This is a genomic window from Coleofasciculus sp. E1-EBD-02, from assembly GCF_040218245.1.
Lineage (GTDB): Bacteria > Cyanobacteriota > Cyanobacteriia > Cyanobacteriales > Coleofasciculaceae > Coleofasciculus.
The window spans coordinates 40,078-57,061 of the sequence record NZ_JAVJQN010000008.1 but is presented as its reverse complement, the minus strand read 5'-3'; the positions used below and the strand labels follow the sequence as shown (position 1 = coordinate 57,061).

The window sequence follows — 16,984 nt, the reverse complement described above, 5'->3', positions numbered from 1 at the left end:
ATAGCTGGGGTGGAAAACCTGGATTTAGTATAATTACTGCTCATGGCAAATCTTGTAAATTAACTTCAACTATATTTTTCCGTTCTCTAACATTTTTAATAGCTCCTAAAAGCCTAGTTTTGTTGGCTTCTGATTTTAAAAGATACTCGGTTTCATCAAATCCTGAAACAATAATTTCAACTTCTTTATCTCCAAATGTCGCTTTGATTTATTCCAAGAAATCACGATCGATTTCGTTTGCTTTAAAACGATAAATGGTTGACATTGTTGTTTCCTATTTGTAGTTTTGACAATTATAGAGTAGCGTGTCAGGTGTGACATGCGATCGCGTAGCGTCTCGGAACGAGAATCGCCTCTGTTTTAAAATGGCTTGAGGGAACGAACCCTAACACCTACCGATTCTTGAATTAATCATAGCAATACCTTAATCATCAACATTACCCAACTCCTGCTTTCCCCAACTCAGCGAAACATTGTATTCCCACGCCATCCCTTCTGGATCACGAGTTAAAAATCTAATTCATATCGCTGCTCTGTTACCATCGTACCCCACAACTTATGTATATTTTCTTCGGTCAGTTTAAATCCTACTGATTGGTACAGTTTTGCTGCTTTAGTCAGTGTGCTAACTGTCCAGAGAAAAACCAAGGACTAATCACTATTTTGGCAAAAACGAATGGCTGCTTCTACCAGAGTTTTACCAATCCCGTATCCACGCAAATTAGGATGAAGCAGTAACCAGCGGAGTTGAGCGTTCTCTTGAGAAGCTTCAACGATAGCAATTGAGCCAGCAACCTTTCCATCTTTTTCAACGATCCATATCCGTTCTCGATCAGTCTGTGATTTGGCAAACTCAGCCAAAGGACAGGCTACATACGCCTCAAAAGTATTGTCCCATCCATATTCTTTTGCATATAATATTCCATGCAGATAGGTCAAATAGCCGATAAGTAGGTGGACACAATTAACGTGAACGGTTGAGATTAGGGAACAGGGAACAGGGAACAGGGAACAGGGAACAGTAAGGGTTTGAGGTTTGTTTACAAAACTTAGTATGGTGCTGTTTTCTTTTGTCCGACTACTTATCACCTGGCTTGAGATCGTTTCTGATTCTGATATTTTGCGGAAGCTTGTCTCTAGAATTTGCCGTCATTTGCATTGAACCCTCTGTGTCGGTAGGGGAAGTAACTTTATCTGTTGGTTCTGATACTAAATCCAGGTTGACTACCCCCTTTATAATCTAGTCCTTACCTTGCGGACTTTGGCAAGTGTAGCAGCGACTTCTAGTCGCCATGGCAAAAAAATTTTTCTACTTGCTTGCCTTGCGTCCGCCTAGTTCAGCTAAAATATCTATAACCCCTAATCGTAACCCCAAATGACTACAACTCTTGATGTTACCGGACTCACTCCTGAACAAATCGAGCAGATCCATGGGATGATAGATATATTTAGAGCTATAAATAGACATCATAATCCATTAACAGAGGCTCAACTGTCAGAATTCGATCCCACTCCGTTATTCTTTGAAAGCGAAATTCTACAATCCTTTAGTCGCCGTATGCTCTATGGAAACAGAGCCTAAACGAATTTATCTCGACACCAATGTACTCGCCTATGTTGTCAATACTAAAGCACCTTTACACAGAGCAGCATTAGAGATATTTAGACCCAGTGAAACAGAAATTTTATGCGTCTCATCGCAAGTTTTAGCAGAATTTTACTCTTATATCACAAATCCTGCCATCTTAGCCAAACCCCTAGAGCCAACAGAAGCCATGATCCGGATTAAACGGATTTGCCAAATGCCTCACGTCTGTTTGCTCCCAACTCCTCTCGATCTATTTGAACGTTGGCTAATTTTACTGGAAGAACGACCCGTGACTAATGGGGGAATTTTCGACTTACTTCATATTGCCATTATGTTAGCTCATCATGTCACTAGTATTTACACGTTTAATGTAAATGATTTTTCTTGGTGTTCTCAAATTGAAGTCATAGATCCCCGTCATATTTGAACATAGACACTATTTAATGCATTAATACACTTCATCATGGCTACCAATATCTACAAAAACAGCTTTTCCATCTTCTGTAAAGTAGAACAATACCCTCTCATCGTAATCTACACTGAAACTGCATAAATCTTTAAGCTTGCCTGATAGTTTGTGTGTTTTCAAACTTGGCTCGAAGGGATCTACCGTAAACTGTTCCAATTTTTGCCAAAACCTTGTCTCTAAATCTGTATTACCCTATAATGCGTTTTTTAAATGCACGTTTAAACGAAGAACTGAAACTGACTTCCACGATTATTCCTCTATCAGTTGTCTTAGTTCGTTAATATTGGCGGAAAACTTTAGTTCCCCTTTTTGTTGTTCAACCTGCGCTGACTTGAAGTTCCTATATATCTCGTCACGGTGTTCTTCACGGATGTATTGCTCCAACAACAGTTGAATTTCCAGCTTTTCATCTGTGGAAAGACTCTGGATCGCCTCAACGACATCATTAAAAGTCATAATTTATCATACCTCATCATACTGACCTTCTTCCCCTATGAACTTTACCTTGTCAACAATAACGTTCATCTTGTTTGTCTTTGTTGCTTGTAATCATAATCTTCTTCATAGTCGATCATTCCAAATAACTCCAAAACTTTCAGTTGTTTGCGACGTTGAATGTATTCTCGTAAAGCTGCTTCAATCAACCGATCTGCTGTTGAATGCTCGCACAATGAAAGTGCTTCTTGAAGAAGGTTTTCGTCAATTTCAAGATTGGTTGCCATGGATTTATCTAGTACAATTAAGGTATGACAATATATTCATTTTTAAGCCAGAGGACAGCATTAGAAAGATTTAAACCCTCATCACCGATATGCGGCTATTCATTGATGAACGCTTACGACTCTGGCAAATCGGGTTCAACGCCTAACGCTTTAAGTCTAGCTCGTAATTCTGTTACCTGCTGTTGTGCTAGTTCCCGCTGCTGTCGTTCTGTCTCTGCTTGTTTTTGAGCAGTTTTGGCTTGTTTCTGGGCAATTTCTGCCCTCTCTTCTGGTGTGGCGACGAGTTGACCCTCTGGGCTGAAAAAACGCAGCTTTGACTCATAAATTCCTAAAAAAAGTTCCAACTGACGACTCCATAACCACCCTTGATTAGTGGGTTCTATCGGTTGGTACTCACCCGCCATCAGTATAAACCCTTGGAACTCCAACGTATCTGGATGAAACCAAAAATATTCGGGAGTGCGGAAGGTGTCCTGGTAAAGTTTTTTCTTAAAGTCTTTATCAACTGTAGCGGTGCTGTCAGAAAGCAGTTCCACAATTACATTCGGGTATTTACCCTGTTCTGCCCATAAGATCCAACTTTTGCGGGGTCGATTTTCTGTTCCTAACACGACAAAAAAATCGGGTCCTCTAAAGTCTCGCGTGGTGATGTGTTCTGGGCTAAAGTAGATGGTAAGATTGCCAGTGGCATAGAAGTCAGTGCGTTCTCGCCACCACCACTTGAGGCAAGCCAGCAGGAGTTCTATTTGATCTCGATGTAGGTCACTTTCCAAGGGAGGTTCATCACTCAACAAATCACATGGAGGAATAATAATATCCTCTGTGTCGTTAAGGGAAGTAATTTGATCTGTTGGTGCTGAATCCTTGGCAAGGGTCATCGGGAAGGATGGTATACTTCTATCTTTAGTTTAATGGTCAGATTCGCTGATGAGCGATCGCGCATTGCTGCCAAATCCGTTTTTGTAATCTTACCGCTTCTCCTTCCCTTCTGCCTTCTGCCCTAGAGGATGGTCTGCAACCGGACATGATATCAGGGATTGGGTAGTAGGGGATATCTACCTCATCCTTAAGACTTATTTTAGGATTAAAATAAACAGATTATGGCAAGTCTGAGGAAAGTTTCTCTATGCGTTTTGCTCCCAACTCTACGCCCTTGACTCGCCAGCAGTTGTGGCTTGTCATTGTCTTATCTGGATTCGCCCTATTTTTAGCTCATGGGTTGGCACTTCTCTATCAGGTGCAACCGGGACTATCGCTGTGGTTTTTCCCTTCTGGAGTCGCGATCGCACTTACTCTCTGGTTTGAATGGATAGGACTTATCTTAACCGGAATCATCTCACTCGTCATCGCCCCCTTTTGGGGACATGGTGACTGGACGGGTTTGCTCAGATGCACTGATATAATTGTTCCACTGATAACTTGGCTTCTTTATCGCCAACTCTGGCAAGGTTCGCTGTCACTCAAACGTCTCGCTGATGCTGTTGTCTTTATTGCCAGTGCGACTCTCGCCGCCTCTTGCACTTCCGCCACGGTTCATAGTCTCGCGTTGCTGGCTTGGGGTAAAATAACGCCGTCTACTCTACTACAGAACGTATCATACAACTGGTTAGGACAAGCGATTGGTATCCTCGCTGTAGCGCCAACAGCCCTTTTATTTATCACCCGATTCTGGCAAAATAAAGGATGGCTTCCTGACTCAGACCAAGAAAGTTCCTCGGTTTGGAGCCTCTCGCTGCATCAATGGCTGGAACTCCTGGGACTGGGATTCTTGAGTATCGGTATCGCTACCCTCACCGTTTGGGCAACTCAGGATTCCGGCTTGACATTCGAGCGATTATTGTATATTGGTTTTCTACCGATTCTTTGGGCAGCTATCCGTTTTGGTGTGATGGGTGGGATGCTGTTGGTTAGCTTTTCTATCGCCGTGACAGCGCTAGACTACCTAATTTTTTATCCTAGCGCCCTCTCCTTGTCCCCATTGCCCATTTCCGCCGACATTTTATCGCTGCACCAACTGAGTCTACTGACGCAAGGTATTGTCAGTTTACTCTTGGGAGCGGCGATCGCACAACCGGAAACCGTTACCGCTAAACCTGCGGCAGATAGCAACTCTCTCACTCGCGCTCAACTCAATGCTTTATTAACCAAAGCCTATACTCGCTTACAAGAATTTAACCAAAAATTGCGGCAGAGTGAAGAACGATTTCGCACCTCTGTGGAAAATATGCTGGATTGTTTTGGTATTTATACCGCAATCCGCGATGAATCGGGTGAGATTGTGGATTTTCGCATCGACTATGTTAACGCTTCTGCTTGCCGTGATAACTTTTTAAGTAAAGAAGAACAAATTGGTCAGTCGTTATGCCACCTCTTCCCGGCGCATCGGGAAACTGGACTATTTTGGGACTACTCTCAGGTGGTGGAAACGGGTGAACCCTTAATTAAAGAATCCCTGATTTACGAAGATAATTTTGGTCAACAACGTCTGTCTCGTGCTTATGATATCCGGGCGACGAAGTTAGGAGATGGCTTTATCGCTACTTGGCGGGATATCACAGAATGTAAGCAGGTTGAAGCGGAACGGCAACACCTGGCACATCAGGTGCAGCAGCAGGTGGGACTGTTACAGGGTATTCTCAGTGCGTCTGTGGATCACATTTACCTCTATGACCGTCACGGTAAATACCTCTACGTTAGTGTATCAGCCGCCAAAGCCTTAGGACGACAGCCCAGTGATATGGTGGGGAAAACCTGGCAAGCGTTGGGTTTACCTGCAACCCTGATGGAATCCTATGATGCTCAACGCCAACTGGTATTTGAAACCGGACAAAGCTTGACGGATGAAATCAGCTTCCCGACGGTGCAGGGAATTCGGCAGTATGAATATATTCTCTCACCCGTTGCTAATGCTGAGGGTACGATTGAAACAGTGGTGGCTACAGTCAGAGATATTACAGAGCGTAAGCAGATTCAGGCAGAACTTTATCGCCGCCAACAGGAGTATCAAACCCTAATCGAGAATTTACCGGATATTATCGCTCGATTTGACCGTCAATTGCGCCATCTTTATGTTAGCCCAACCATAGAACCCGTTACCGGACGGGCGGCGGCGGAGTTTATCGGCAAAACGAACCGGGAGTTAGGGATGCCTCACCAGCAGTGTGAAGTCTGGGATAGCGCCCTGGAAACGGTTTTCGCGACGGGAGAACCGACGACAATTAAATTTGATTTTCTCGACCAAAATGATGTCACTCGTTACTATGAAGCCCGTTTAGTTCCAGAGTTGACTCAAGATGGCTCAATTCCATCGGTATTATGGATAACGCGGGATATCACGGATTTGACCCAAGCTGAATTGGCGCTGCGGGAGAGTGAAGAACGACTCCGATTAGCCTTGGATGCGGCAAAGTTAGGGATATGGGATTACGATGTGCCAGCCGGAAAACTTATCTGGTCAAACTCTTGTAAGCTGATGTTTGGTTTGCCAGCGGACGAGGCGGATTATGATTATCAGGTGTTTACCAATTGCCTACATCCAGACGATCGCGATCGCGTCAATCATACAGTAGCCGATGCCCTCCAAACTAAACAAGACTATACCTGTGACTATCGGATTATCCATGGCGATGGCACACAACGCTGGATTGCGGCAAAGGGTCGTGCTTTTTATGATGAGAATGACGCACCCACACGCATGATGGGTGTGGTTCTGGATATTACGGATCGTAAACAAGCCGAAGTCCAACTGCAAGAACGGGAGGAATTATTCCGCACCTCGGTGGAGACAATGTTGGACTGTTTTGGTATTTACTCCGCCATACGTGATGAATCGGGTAAGATTATTGATTTTCGCATCGACTATGTTAATACGGCGGTTTGTGAAAGTAACTGTTTAAGCCAAGACAAGCAAATCGGTAAGGGATTGTGCCAAATCCTCCCCGCCCATCGAGAAACGGGGCTATTTGCCGAATATTGTCAGGCGGTGGAAACTCGACAACCGTTAGTGAAAGAATCGGTTTTGTATACCGATAACTATGGTCAGCAGTACCTGAGTCGAGTCTTTGATATTTGCATTGCCCCCTTTCGCGATGGGTTTATTGCCACTTGGAGAGACGTGACGGAACGCCAGCAAATCCAAGCTGAACTGTATCGTCGCCAACAGGAATTCCAAGCTTTGGTGGAAAATTCTCCGGATATTATTTCCCGCATTGATCAAGAGTTACGTCATGTTTATGTCAACCCAGCCATAGAAGCGGTAACGGGATTATCAGCCCAAGCTTTTTTGGGTAAAACTCATCGGGAGTTAGGCATTCCCGAACCCATAAGTACCCAGTGGCAAACCACGCTGCGAGAAATATTGGCGACTGGAAAAGAGCGAATTACAGAGTTTGATTTTCTCACCCCCGATAATACAACTCGATACTATCAAGCCCGGATGGTGCCGGAATTGGCTGAAGATGGCACGGTGGAATCAGTCTTGGGTATCGCCCGGGATATCACCGATATTAAACTTGCAGAAGCTGAACGCAATCAGCTACTGGTGCGGGAACAGGAAGCCCGTGCGGTGGCGGAAGCGGCGAGTCGCACCAAGGATGAGTTTTTAGCCATAGTCTCCCATGAATTGCGATCGCCCCTCAATGCGATTTTGGGTTGGGCAAAGTTACTCCGCATCCGCCAGTTGGATGAACAAAAGACGAATCGCGCCCTAGAGACAATTGAACGCAACGCCAAAGCCCAAGCCCAACTGATTGACGATTTACTGGATATTTCCCGGATTATTCGGGGTAACATTCGCCTGAATATCTGTCCCACGAATCTGGTTTCTGTGATTGAAGCGGCGCTGGATACGGTGCGCCCCTTGGCGACGGATAAACAGATTCACATTGACTGCCAGTTCGATGCGGCGGCTGTGGCTTGGGTTTCGGGTGACACCAACCGCTTACAACAAGTGATTTGGAATCTCCTCTCCAATGCGGTTAAGTTTACCCCAGCAGGGGGACGAGTGGAGATTTATTTAGAACCAGTGGATCACTTTGCCCAAATCCGGGTTAGGGATACAGGGAAAGGAATTCGTCCAGAGTTTTTGCCTCATATTTTTGAAAGCTTCCGCCAAGCTGATAGCACCACCGCCAGAAAACAAATCGGCTTAGGATTAGGATTAGCGATCGCCCAAAATCTGGTGCAATTGCAAGGCGGTACAATTCACGCCGAAAGCCCCGGAGAAGGACAAGGGGCGACATTTATTGTTAAACTACCTCTTTTGGACGATGACGACAAAAAAATAACTGCCGACGATGGAATTGATTCATCCTTGACCTTTGACACATCACTCCTAAGTCGGATACGGGTCTTAGTGGTCGATGATGATGCAGATACCCGTGAAGTCTTAATCGCCGTTCTGGAACAGTACGGGGCGATGGCAACTGCCACAGCATCAGCAACTGAAGCGCTAGAACGGCTGCAACAAATGAACTATGATTTGCTACTCAGTGATATTGGTATGCCCGGTGGAAATGGCTACAGGCTGATTCGCCGGATCAGGGCGTTACCGTCAGCCCAAGGGGGACAAATCCCGGCGGTGGCTGTAACCGCTTATGCTAGAGAAGAAGACCGCCTGCAAGCCCTATCAGCAGGCTTCCAAATGCATATCCCTAAGCCGATTGAACCGAAGCAATTACTCAAGGTTATTGTTCAGTTAGCGGCAAGAACGGCTAGCACTGGAGATTTCCTCAACGGATTCGATGAATAGGACAATCAGAATTAAACCCCTTTGTCACCTTGGGTGGCGTTACAGTGTTTCCCTATTCGCCATCGCCATCGCCCTTTCTCTGCAACTATTCCTGACACCTTTGTGGGAACTAGAAAGCCCATTTTTGCTCTGTTTAGCCGCCGTGATGGTGAGTGCCTGGTATGGTGGCAGGGGGGCGGGAATCTTCGCAACAGTTTTGGCGGCGTTAAGCGGCGGTTATCTGGTTTTATCGCCAACCTATTCTTTGGGGGTGGATAGTTTAGGACAAACCCTGCGCTTAGTTTTGTTTGTTCTAGAAGGGTTATTTCTGAGTAGCACAATCTCCGGTTTAACGATTGCCAGAGAGCAAGTTATATGCGGACAAGAGGCGTTAATAGAAAGCGAAGAAAAGTTCCGATTAGTGGCTGAAAGTTTACCCCAGATTGTCTGGACGGCTGAATCTGATGGTTCAGTGGATTATTATAATCAACGTTGGGCGGAATACAGTGGCATTTCTCAACAGGAGGGTCAAGGCTGGGGCTGGAAACCTGTCCTGCATCCCGACGATGAACAAAAGACAACAGACGCCTGGAATCATTCCGTAGCAACGGGTAAATTATACGAATGTGAGCATCGACTCAGACGCGCCGATGGGGAATTTCGGTGGCATTTGAGTCGCGCTTTCCCCCTCCGAGATAGCCACGGTAAAATTATCAAATGGTTTGGCACGGCGACGGAGATTCACCAACAGAAGCAAACAGAAGCCCAACTGCGGGAAAGCCAAGAACTGTTCCAAAATTTTATGGACTATAGCCCAGTAGCTGCTTATATTAAAGAGGAATCAGGACACTATATCTTTGTTAATCGGCTGGTGGAAAACCGTTGCGATCGTCCTTTGATAGATTGGCTAGGAAAAACCGATTTTGACCTCTTTTCAGATGCGATCGCGCAACAAATCCGGGAGAATGATGTCAAGGCGTTAGCGGGTGATCACGCGATTGAACTGCAAGAAACCCTAGAAAACGGAAATGGAATCCACTATTACCTTTCCTATAAATTTCCCTTGAAAACCGCCTCTGGACAACGCTGGTTAGCCGGGATGTCCATGGAGATCACGGAACGCCAGCAGATGCAGGAAGCGCTGCGACAAAGTGAACAACGATTCCGACAAGCGGTAATTAATGCCCCTTATCCGCTGATTATTCACGCCGAAGATGGGGAAGTGCTGCAAGTTAACCAAATGTGGACGGAATTGACCGGATATACTCATGCCGACATTCCCACCATGGCAGATTGGACGGAAAAAGCCTATGGTGAACGTCGAGAGGTTGTGCGAGAGAGGATTGATCAGTTATATGCGTTGAATGATAAAATCCATGAGGGAGAATTCGCGATCGCCACGAAACAGGGTAGCCAGAGAATTTGGGATTTTAGTTCCGCCCCTCTAGGAAAATTACCAGATGGCAGGCGTACCATCATCTCCATCGCCACCGATATTAGCGATCGCAAACGGGCAGAAGAGTTACTCCAGGGACAGAAGCAGATTCTGGAAGCAATTGCCACCAATGTTCCCCTGTCTGATATCCTCGATACTATTACGCAATTGATTGAGTCTCACGCAGATGAGTCAATTGGTGCAGTGTTGCTGTTAGATGAGCAAAAGCAGAGATTATATTATGGTTGTGCGAGTCGTTTACCCGAACGTTTCCAGCAGGTCACTAACGGTTTAGCGATTGGTTCTTGTGCGGGAAGTTGTGGCACAGCCGCTTATCGTGACGAACCTGTAATTGTCTGCGACATTGCCAGCAGCCCGCTTTGGGCAGACTACAAAGACATTGCCCTATCCGAGAATCTAGCAGCCTGTTGGTCGATTCCCCTGCACTCCAGCAATGGTGACGTTTTGGGAACCTTCGCCATGTATTATCCCACACCCCGCCATCCCAGCGCTGAGGATTGGAATTTAATCGACCAATTCACCCACTTAACCGAGATTGCCATCGAATCGTCTCAAGCCAAGCAAGCGCTGAAAGCCAGCCAAGAACGGTTACAGCGATTTGCTGAATCGGATTTGATTGGGATTCTCTTTTGCGACATCTATGGAGGAATCCAAGACGCCAATGATACCTTCTTGGATATTGTCGGCTACAGCCGGGAGGATTTGCAAGCAGGGCGATTGGGCTGGCGTGACATCACTCCACCAGAGTATCTCCCCTTAGATGAGAGGAACATTGCCCAGGCAAAGGAAAAAGGACGGTGTATTCCTTATGAAAAAGAGTATATTCGCCAAGACGGGACTCGGGTTTGGGTATTGGTGGGTTATGTGTTGCTGGGTGAGGCGCGGGATGAAGCAGTAGCGTTTATTCTGGATATTAGCGATCGCAAACAATCTGAAGCCATTTTAAAGCGACAGTCTCATGAATTAGCCCAAACCAACCGCCTGAAAGATGAGTTTCTCGCCACCCTTTCCCACGAACTCCGCACCCCCCTGAATTCAATACTCGGTTTAGCCAAGCTTCTACCTATGCGCCGCTTAAATGAAGAGAAGATGGCGCGGGCGCTGGAGACGATTTCTCGCAATACTCAATCCTTGGCGCAACTGATTGAAGATGTCCTGGATATGTCGGATATTATCACCGGAGAACTGACGCTGCATGTCTCCCCTGTGGAACTGATGCCGATTATCCAACGGGCGATTACCTCTATTCAGGCGGCGGCTGAAGCAAAGAAACTGCAAATCGAGACGCAGATAGATGGTTCAGTGACTCCCATATTAGGGGATGCCAGCCGCTTACAGCAAATTGTCTGGAACTTACTCTCCAATGCGGTCAAATTCACACCCAAGGGAGGACAGATTCAGGTTTGCTTAGAACAGATTGAGGATCAGGCGCAAATCCAGGTAAGTGATACCGGGATTGGGATTCATGGCGACGTTCTCCCCTTTGTCTTTGATCGCTTCCGTCAGGGGGATGGTTCACTGACGCGATCATACGGCGGTATTGGCATGGGATTAGCGATCGTGCGTTACCTAGTGGAACTACAAGGCGGTACCGTGTGGGCAGAAAGTCCCGGATCAGGTCAGGGTGCCACATTCACCGTGCGCTTTCCCATCTTTACTGATCAAGGCATAAGGCATAAGGAATAAGCAAAATAGATTCGCATTACATCCGGAAACCGTAGGGTGGGCATTGCCCACCAGCCTTAAGTCAGCGACATTCTCAAACACCTGTCTGATTCCGCGAATTCCCAACGCTAGGACAAAACAACGATAAAATCTAAGCAACGAGAATCTAACGCCGAGGGAGGTTTTTTATGCCAAACCCTTTTCCTGGGATGAACCCTTACCTAGAACACCCAGAAATCTGGCCCGGAGTCCATCACTGGCTAATTGTTGAACTAGCTAGGTCACTTTCTCCTCAACTGCGTCCCAAATACCGAGTTGCGGTTGAAGTGCGTCTGTATGAAACCATTGGCGAAAAATCACTCCTGGTTGGTATTCCAGATTTAACAGTCAAAGGTTCACAGACGACAACTGAACAGCCAATGACCAATGTTGCTGTCGCCCCATCCCCACCTCAACCCCAGACAGTACAAGTTCCCGTACCCGAAACCATTAAACAAGGTTATTTAGAAGTACGAGAAGTCGCCACAGGTGAAGTCGTAACCGTCATTGAAATTCTCTCTCCAATTAATAAACGTTCTGGAGAAGGTCGCCAAGACTATGAAACTAAACGCAATAAAATATTTGGCAGTTCAACTCATTTAGTGGAAATCGATTTACTGCGTAAAGGAAAACCTTTGCCAATTTATCATAGCAATAGTCAAACTCATTATCGAATTTTAGTCAGTCGAGGAGATCGTCGTCCTCAAGCTGATTTGTATGCCTTTAATCTACGAGATACGATTCCCTCATTTCCCTTACCCTTGAAGTCGGGCGATCGCGAACCCTTCGTAGACTTACAGGTATTGTTGAATAATGTATACGACCAAGCCAGTTATGATTTAGCCATCGATTATACTCAAGAACCCATACCGCCATTATTAGCGGATGATCACGTTTGGGTAAATACATTATTAACCGAGCAACAACTGCGATAATGCGAACAGGGAAAGCGTTCCCTGTTCCCTGTTCCCTCATCTCAACCGTTAACTTTAGTTTTGTCCAACTAAATAGGTTGGTGGAAATAAATTCAACTAAATTAAGTTATGTAAATAGATCTCAAACCCTTACAAATGACGAATGACGAATGACGATCTTAGCCGTTAACTTTTATTGTCCCTACCTACTTACTTATTATTCATTCTTCGAGAGGAAAATAGCGATCAAATTCAGCTTCATACTCCCATGCGATTCCCTGTGGATCACGAGTTTTGGTGTAGTCGGATAAAACCACAGGATAGCCTCGGATGTCGGTTAACTTCTTCGTATCGCACTTCAGGCGTTCAGCTAATTGGTTCTGAGTCAAGCTTTTGTCTTTAGGAATCGCTGATGGGGACACAGGTGGGGATGATTCGGCTGTTGAGTCGCCACCTTCGCTTGTATCAAAACCATTCGGGGGTTTAGGTAGGGGAGTTGCTCCCAAATAGGTTGATAAAATCTTATCGATCGCTTCGGCTTCAGATAACGCCTGAGCCTCCATAAACTCCTTGAGTTTGCTGTATGTGACTGGACTAATGTAGCCGACTACACGGAAATTCTGATTTGCCATAGTTTTCCCTTCCCTAAAACTCCCGAACCATTACGTTGACCTCTCAATGACTGCAATTCCAATAGCATTACCAATATCAGCTTAGACATATCCCTAGTCAGGAATCCCCTCTCTCTAGGCTTAGATTTGATCCCAACACGGTGGGTGTAACGTTATCGGCTCAAGGAAAGATTTTCCCCACACCCGACACCCCACACCCAACACCCGACACCCGAAACCCGAAACCCCACACCCGACACCCCACACCCCACACCCGAAACCCAACACCCCACACCCCTACCCCTACCTATTCCCTCAGATGCAGGTTTTTTTCCTTGGGGTGAGGTAATCTGCGATCGCATGGACTGTTTTAATTTCCCTTATGTCGATTCTGCTAGTCATTTCCGGACTGCTCATTCTCATCATTGTCTCCATTGATGTCCTGATCACCACACTGACAGTGGGCGGAGGAGGACCTCTAACCAGCAGACTCTCGGCTTGGCTATGGAGAATCGCGCTTAAGATTCATCGCTGGCGTTCCCATCACCGTTTATTGCTAGTTACAGGCTGGATAGTTATCGTTAGTGTCACCGTGCTTTGGTTTACCTTAACGTGGGCGGGATGGACATTATTGTTTAGCGCCGATGAAACGGCTGTGGTAACGCCGAAAAAACTGCCCGCCACTACGTTAGAAAGAATTTACTTTGTCGGTTATACCATCTCTACCCTAGGCATGGGGAGTTATAGTCCTCAAGGTGCAGTTTGGCAAATTGCCACCGCAATTGCTTCGGTGAATGGGTTCTTTTTAGTTACCTTGGCAATCGCCTATCTCTTACCTGTGGTTTCAGCCGCGACTCAGCAACGCCAACTCGCGGTTTATATTTCCGCTCTCGGTGGTACGGCTGACGAAATTCTGGTCAGAGCCTGGAATGGCAAAGATTTTGGGCAATTTGACCAGCATTTAATTGCTTTGACGCCCATGCTAGCCCAACAGGGAGAACGCCATCTAACTTACCCGATTCTTCATTATTTCCACAGCATCGAACGCTCTCGCTCGATCATTTTGAGTTTAGTGGCTCTTGATGAAGCGCTAACTATCTTAGAATATGGTGTCAAAACGTCCAATCAACCCGATCCAGCGGCGCTAGGTGCAGCACGTCGGGCAAGTGCGGCTTATTTGAAAACCCTTAAATCCGCTTACTTAGAACCCGCCTCGGAAAACCCACCGCTTCCCCCCCTGGAACGACTCAGGAAACACGGGATTCCCACGGTTAGCGATCGCCAATTTTGGGACGCCACCAAACACGTCACCAAACGCCGACGGCTGCTATTGGCGCTGATTCACAATGACGGCTGGGTTTGGGATGCGATCGCCTCCAGCCAAACTACCAATCGGGCTACCCCCTTAGATGACCAGACGACGATTGACAAAGTAATATTGCATTGATTAGGCAACAGGAAGGGGAACTTGTAGAGACGCGCCATGGCGCGTCTGGGAGCAGAAAAGCCGAGGATTACCAATCAACAATGAACCATGAACAATCAACAATGAACCATGAACCATGAAAAAAATCAAGTATATTCTTTTAGGTTTAGTCGGACTATTCTGTTTCCTTATAATTTGGGGCTTAGTTGAGCCTTATCTCCTCGACACAGAAGAAGAAATTGCCGTCATTCCCAATCTTCCTACAGCTTGGCAAGGACAACGAATTGGACTGGTTTCAGATTTTCAATACGGAATGTGGCTAGATAATACCCCGACTGTCCGCCGTAGTATCGCCAAACTGATAGAAGAACGCCCTAGTGTCGTCCTGATTAGCGGTGACTTTATTTACCATGCCTTTAAAGGCACAGACCCAGAAATTGCTAACATCGTTGATTTACTCCGTCCCTTACCCGAAGCCAATATTCCCACCTATGCGGTATTGGGTAATCACGACTACGGTATGATTAGCCTAGATACTCCACCCAAAGAGAACTTAGCAGCGCGATTAGAGGCGGCGTTGGAAGACGTCGGTATAGAGGTTCTGGAAAATCAAGCCGTCAAATTACCGCAACCCGGAAACTCTGGGGAAAATCTCAGTGATGGAAACACCGACTCTTTCTATTTAGTCGGCATAGGTTCCCATCTGGCAAACAAGGATCAACCAAAAGATGCGATCGCGCAAGTGCCATCCACAAATCCCAGGATTGTAATGATGCACAATCCCAAATCCTTTCCGGCTTTACCTGCCAATACCGCACCCGTAGCCGTTGCTGGACACACTCATGGCGGACAAATTCGCCTACCCTTCACACCCCAATGGTCTTGGTTAGCATTGGCTAAAAACTGGGAACATGTCGATGGTTGGAGTGACGGCTATGGCGCCTCAGGTAATAAGCTCTATGTTAATCGTGGGATTGGCTTTAGCGATCTGCCCATACGACTCAACTGTCCTCCAGAGGTCACTCTGTTTACACTACAGGGAACAGGGAACAGGGAACAGGCAACAGGGAACTAAGATTAATTTATTCCGGGAGGTAGATGTTAATTTTAAGAAGTCATCTCAACCCACCCTGGAAATCCGATGAGCTACTGTATCAACCCCAAGTGCGACCAACGGGAAAATCCTGAGTATCTGGAATACTGCCAAGGCTGTGACACCCCATTAACCATCAACAGTCGATATCGGCTGCTGAAACCCCTTCGACCCCTAGACGCACCCAATCCCACCAAAATATTTGAAGTCCAGGATTTAGCAGCAGAGGCGGCAATCAAAGGAGCAAAACATAAAGTACTGAAAGTTTTAACCCGGAACAATTCCACCTTAGTTCGCCTATTCAGACAAGAATCCGAAATTTTAAAGAAACTTAACCATCCAGGTATTCCTAAAGTTCAACCTGAAGACAATTATTTTACCGTTTCTGTCTCCCGCCGTGCCAGACCTTTACATTGCTTGGTGATGGAACAAGTGGAGGGGACAAATTTACGAGCATGGCTCAAACATAATCAACCCATTTCCGAAGCCAAAGCCATTGAATGGCTAAAACAGTTACTCGATATATTAGATACGCTGCACCAACAACAATATTTTCATCGGGATATTAAACCATCGAATATTATGCTGCGACCCAATGGTCAACTGGTGCTAATTGATTTTGGGACAGTTTGCCAAATGAGCGGTACAGTTGTCCAACGGCTGATGGGAAAAGATGTAACCGGAGAAGGCGTTTTTTCACCCGGTTATACTCCTCCTGAACAAATCAACGGTAATGCGGTTCCTCAATCGGATCTTTATGCCTTAGGACGTACCTTTGTCCATTTACTGACGGGTAAACATCCTTTAGAACTAGAAACAAACCATAAAACAGGTGAATTAATGTGGCGCAAGCATACGCACAAAATTTCTGAACCCTTAGTCGAGTGGCTTGACTATTTTATGGCTCCATTTGTCCATCGTAGACCGCCAAATGCGGCGTTTATTTTGCCGCATTTCCAGAAACAACCCCTCCCTCATCCAGACATACCCAAAACGTCTCCACTTCCCTTAGGATTAATGATTCTCAATCTTGTCATTTTCTCAATTTTATTAGTCTCCGGAGTCCTTTGGTTACAAGCCTACCAACAGCACCAGCGACAGTTGTCTCCTCAAGGGAATGTTCTGTTCATGCAGAGAAGTTAAAGACATTCATCTGATGTCCGAATGACTCTGGCGACTGCTATAGCGCTACGCGGGGAGGGAATAGGCAATAGGCAACACCTCGACTTATCTCGACTTCGCTCGATACGAGTCGCTCGGTGTGGAATATGCT

Annotated in this window: 13 protein-coding genes and 1 pseudogene; 7 read left to right on the top strand and 7 right to left on the bottom strand. The window is 46.1% G+C overall.

Annotated features, from left to right (window positions below; all coding sequences use genetic code 11):
- Positions 1 to 651: 651 nt before the first annotated feature.
- A complete protein-coding gene (locus tag RIC07_RS01220) occupies positions 652 to 1,089 on the bottom strand; it encodes a GNAT family N-acetyltransferase (protein ID WP_446392917.1) in 438 nt (145 codons plus the stop codon).
- Positions 1,090 to 1,565: 476 nt separating this feature from the next.
- Here RIC07_RS01220 and RIC07_RS01215 point away from each other — a divergent pair, with 476 nt between their 5' ends.
- Complete coding sequence (locus RIC07_RS01215; RefSeq protein ID WP_446392916.1) at positions 1,566 to 2,015, top strand: type II toxin-antitoxin system VapC family toxin; 450 nt, start codon at positions 1,566 to 1,568, stop codon at positions 2,013 to 2,015.
- Between the two features lie 21 nt (positions 2,016 to 2,036).
- On the opposite strand, the pseudogene RIC07_RS01210 reads toward RIC07_RS01215, so the two are convergent.
- From RIC07_RS01210 to RIC07_RS01195, 4 genes and pseudogenes are all read right to left on the bottom strand, one after another.
- A pseudogene (locus RIC07_RS01210) lies at positions 2,037 to 2,304 on the bottom strand (type II toxin-antitoxin system RelE/ParE family toxin).
- 2 nt (positions 2,305 to 2,306) lie between these two features.
- Positions 2,307 to 2,513, bottom strand: a complete 207-nt coding sequence (locus tag RIC07_RS01205) for a hypothetical protein (RefSeq protein ID WP_446380983.1) — start codon at positions 2,511 to 2,513, stop codon at positions 2,307 to 2,309.
- A 65-nt stretch (positions 2,514 to 2,578) separates the two neighbouring features.
- Positions 2,579 to 2,779, bottom strand: a complete 201-nt coding sequence (locus RIC07_RS01200) for a type II toxin-antitoxin system VapB family antitoxin (RefSeq protein WP_446392915.1) — start codon at positions 2,777 to 2,779, stop codon at positions 2,579 to 2,581.
- Between the two features lie 113 nt (positions 2,780 to 2,892).
- The gene (locus tag RIC07_RS01195) at positions 2,893 to 3,657 is read right to left on the bottom strand and encodes a Uma2 family endonuclease (RefSeq protein WP_446392914.1); all 765 of its coding nucleotides are present in this window, start codon (positions 3,655 to 3,657) and stop codon (positions 2,893 to 2,895) included.
- 248 nt (positions 3,658 to 3,905) lie between these two features.
- Here RIC07_RS01195 and RIC07_RS01190 point away from each other — a divergent pair, with 248 nt between their 5' ends.
- The 3 genes from RIC07_RS01190 to RIC07_RS01180 all read left to right on the top strand — a co-directional run bounded on the left by RIC07_RS01190 (position 3,906) and on the right by RIC07_RS01180 (position 12,602).
- Positions 3,906 to 8,528, top strand: a complete 4,623-nt coding sequence (locus RIC07_RS01190) for a PAS domain S-box protein (RefSeq protein ID WP_446392913.1) — start codon at positions 3,906 to 3,908, stop codon at positions 8,526 to 8,528.
- Entirely contained in the window at positions 8,521 to 11,649 is a 3,129-nt protein-coding gene (locus RIC07_RS01185) for a PAS domain S-box protein (RefSeq protein WP_446392912.1), read from the top strand. Before RIC07_RS01190 ends, RIC07_RS01185 begins: the two co-directional genes overlap by 8 nt.
- A gap of 167 nt (positions 11,650 to 11,816) precedes the next feature.
- Positions 11,817 to 12,602 (top strand): DUF4058 family protein, encoded by a 786-nt coding sequence (locus RIC07_RS01180; protein WP_446392911.1) that lies wholly within the window; start codon positions 11,817 to 11,819, stop codon positions 12,600 to 12,602.
- Positions 12,603 to 12,802: 200 nt separating this feature from the next.
- Here RIC07_RS01180 and RIC07_RS01175 read toward each other — a convergent pair whose 3' ends face one another.
- Together RIC07_RS01175 and RIC07_RS01170 are read right to left on the bottom strand one after the other, a co-directional pair.
- A complete protein-coding gene (locus tag RIC07_RS01175; protein WP_446392910.1) occupies positions 12,803 to 13,213 on the bottom strand; it encodes a hypothetical protein in 411 nt (136 codons plus the stop codon).
- A 152-nt stretch (positions 13,214 to 13,365) separates the two neighbouring features.
- Positions 13,366 to 13,554 (bottom strand): hypothetical protein, encoded by a 189-nt coding sequence (locus RIC07_RS01170; protein WP_446392909.1) that lies wholly within the window; start codon positions 13,552 to 13,554, stop codon positions 13,366 to 13,368.
- 20 nt (positions 13,555 to 13,574) lie between these two features.
- On the opposite strand from RIC07_RS01170, the gene RIC07_RS01165 reads away from it, so the two are divergent.
- From RIC07_RS01165 to RIC07_RS01155, 3 genes are all read left to right on the top strand, one after another.
- Positions 13,575 to 14,639 (top strand): ion channel, encoded by a 1,065-nt coding sequence (locus RIC07_RS01165; RefSeq protein ID WP_446392908.1) that lies wholly within the window; start codon positions 13,575 to 13,577, stop codon positions 14,637 to 14,639.
- A gap of 115 nt (positions 14,640 to 14,754) precedes the next feature.
- On the top strand, positions 14,755 to 15,693 hold the full coding sequence (locus RIC07_RS01160) for a metallophosphoesterase (protein ID WP_446392907.1): 939 nt from the start codon (positions 14,755 to 14,757) through the stop codon (positions 15,691 to 15,693).
- Positions 15,694 to 15,759: 66 nt separating this feature from the next.
- On the top strand, positions 15,760 to 16,854 hold the full coding sequence (locus tag RIC07_RS01155) for a serine/threonine protein kinase (RefSeq protein ID WP_446392906.1): 1,095 nt from the start codon (positions 15,760 to 15,762) through the stop codon (positions 16,852 to 16,854).
- Positions 16,855 to 16,984 lie beyond the last annotated feature (130 nt).

Bases quoted from the DNA above. Each gene is read 5' to 3' on its own strand.
- RIC07_RS01170 (WP_446392909.1), bottom strand. From the start codon at position 13,554: ATGCGATCGCAGATTACCTCACCCCAAGGAAAAAAACCTGCATCTGAG.
- RIC07_RS01200 (WP_446392915.1), bottom strand. From the start codon at position 2,779: ATGGCAACCAATCTTGAAATTGACGAAAACCTTCTTCAAGAAGCACTT.
- RIC07_RS01195 (WP_446392914.1), bottom strand. From the start codon at position 3,657: ATGACCCTTGCCAAGGATTCAGCACCAACAGATCAAATTACTTCCCTT.
- RIC07_RS01160 (WP_446392907.1), top strand. From the start codon at position 14,755: ATGAAAAAAATCAAGTATATTCTTTTAGGTTTAGTCGGACTATTCTGT.
- RIC07_RS01205 (WP_446380983.1), bottom strand. From the start codon at position 2,513: ATGACTTTTAATGATGTCGTTGAGGCGATCCAGAGTCTTTCCACAGAT.
- RIC07_RS01180 (WP_446392911.1), top strand. From the start codon at position 11,817: ATGCCAAACCCTTTTCCTGGGATGAACCCTTACCTAGAACACCCAGAA.
- RIC07_RS01185 (WP_446392912.1), top strand. From the start codon at position 8,521: ATGAATAGGACAATCAGAATTAAACCCCTTTGTCACCTTGGGTGGCGT.
- RIC07_RS01215 (WP_446392916.1), top strand. From the start codon at position 1,566: ATGGAAACAGAGCCTAAACGAATTTATCTCGACACCAATGTACTCGCC.
- RIC07_RS01175 (WP_446392910.1), bottom strand. From the start codon at position 13,213: ATGGCAAATCAGAATTTCCGTGTAGTCGGCTACATTAGTCCAGTCACA.
- RIC07_RS01190 (WP_446392913.1), top strand. From the start codon at position 3,906: ATGCGTTTTGCTCCCAACTCTACGCCCTTGACTCGCCAGCAGTTGTGG.
- RIC07_RS01155 (WP_446392906.1), top strand. From the start codon at position 15,760: ATGAGCTACTGTATCAACCCCAAGTGCGACCAACGGGAAAATCCTGAG.
- RIC07_RS01165 (WP_446392908.1), top strand. From the start codon at position 13,575: ATGTCGATTCTGCTAGTCATTTCCGGACTGCTCATTCTCATCATTGTC.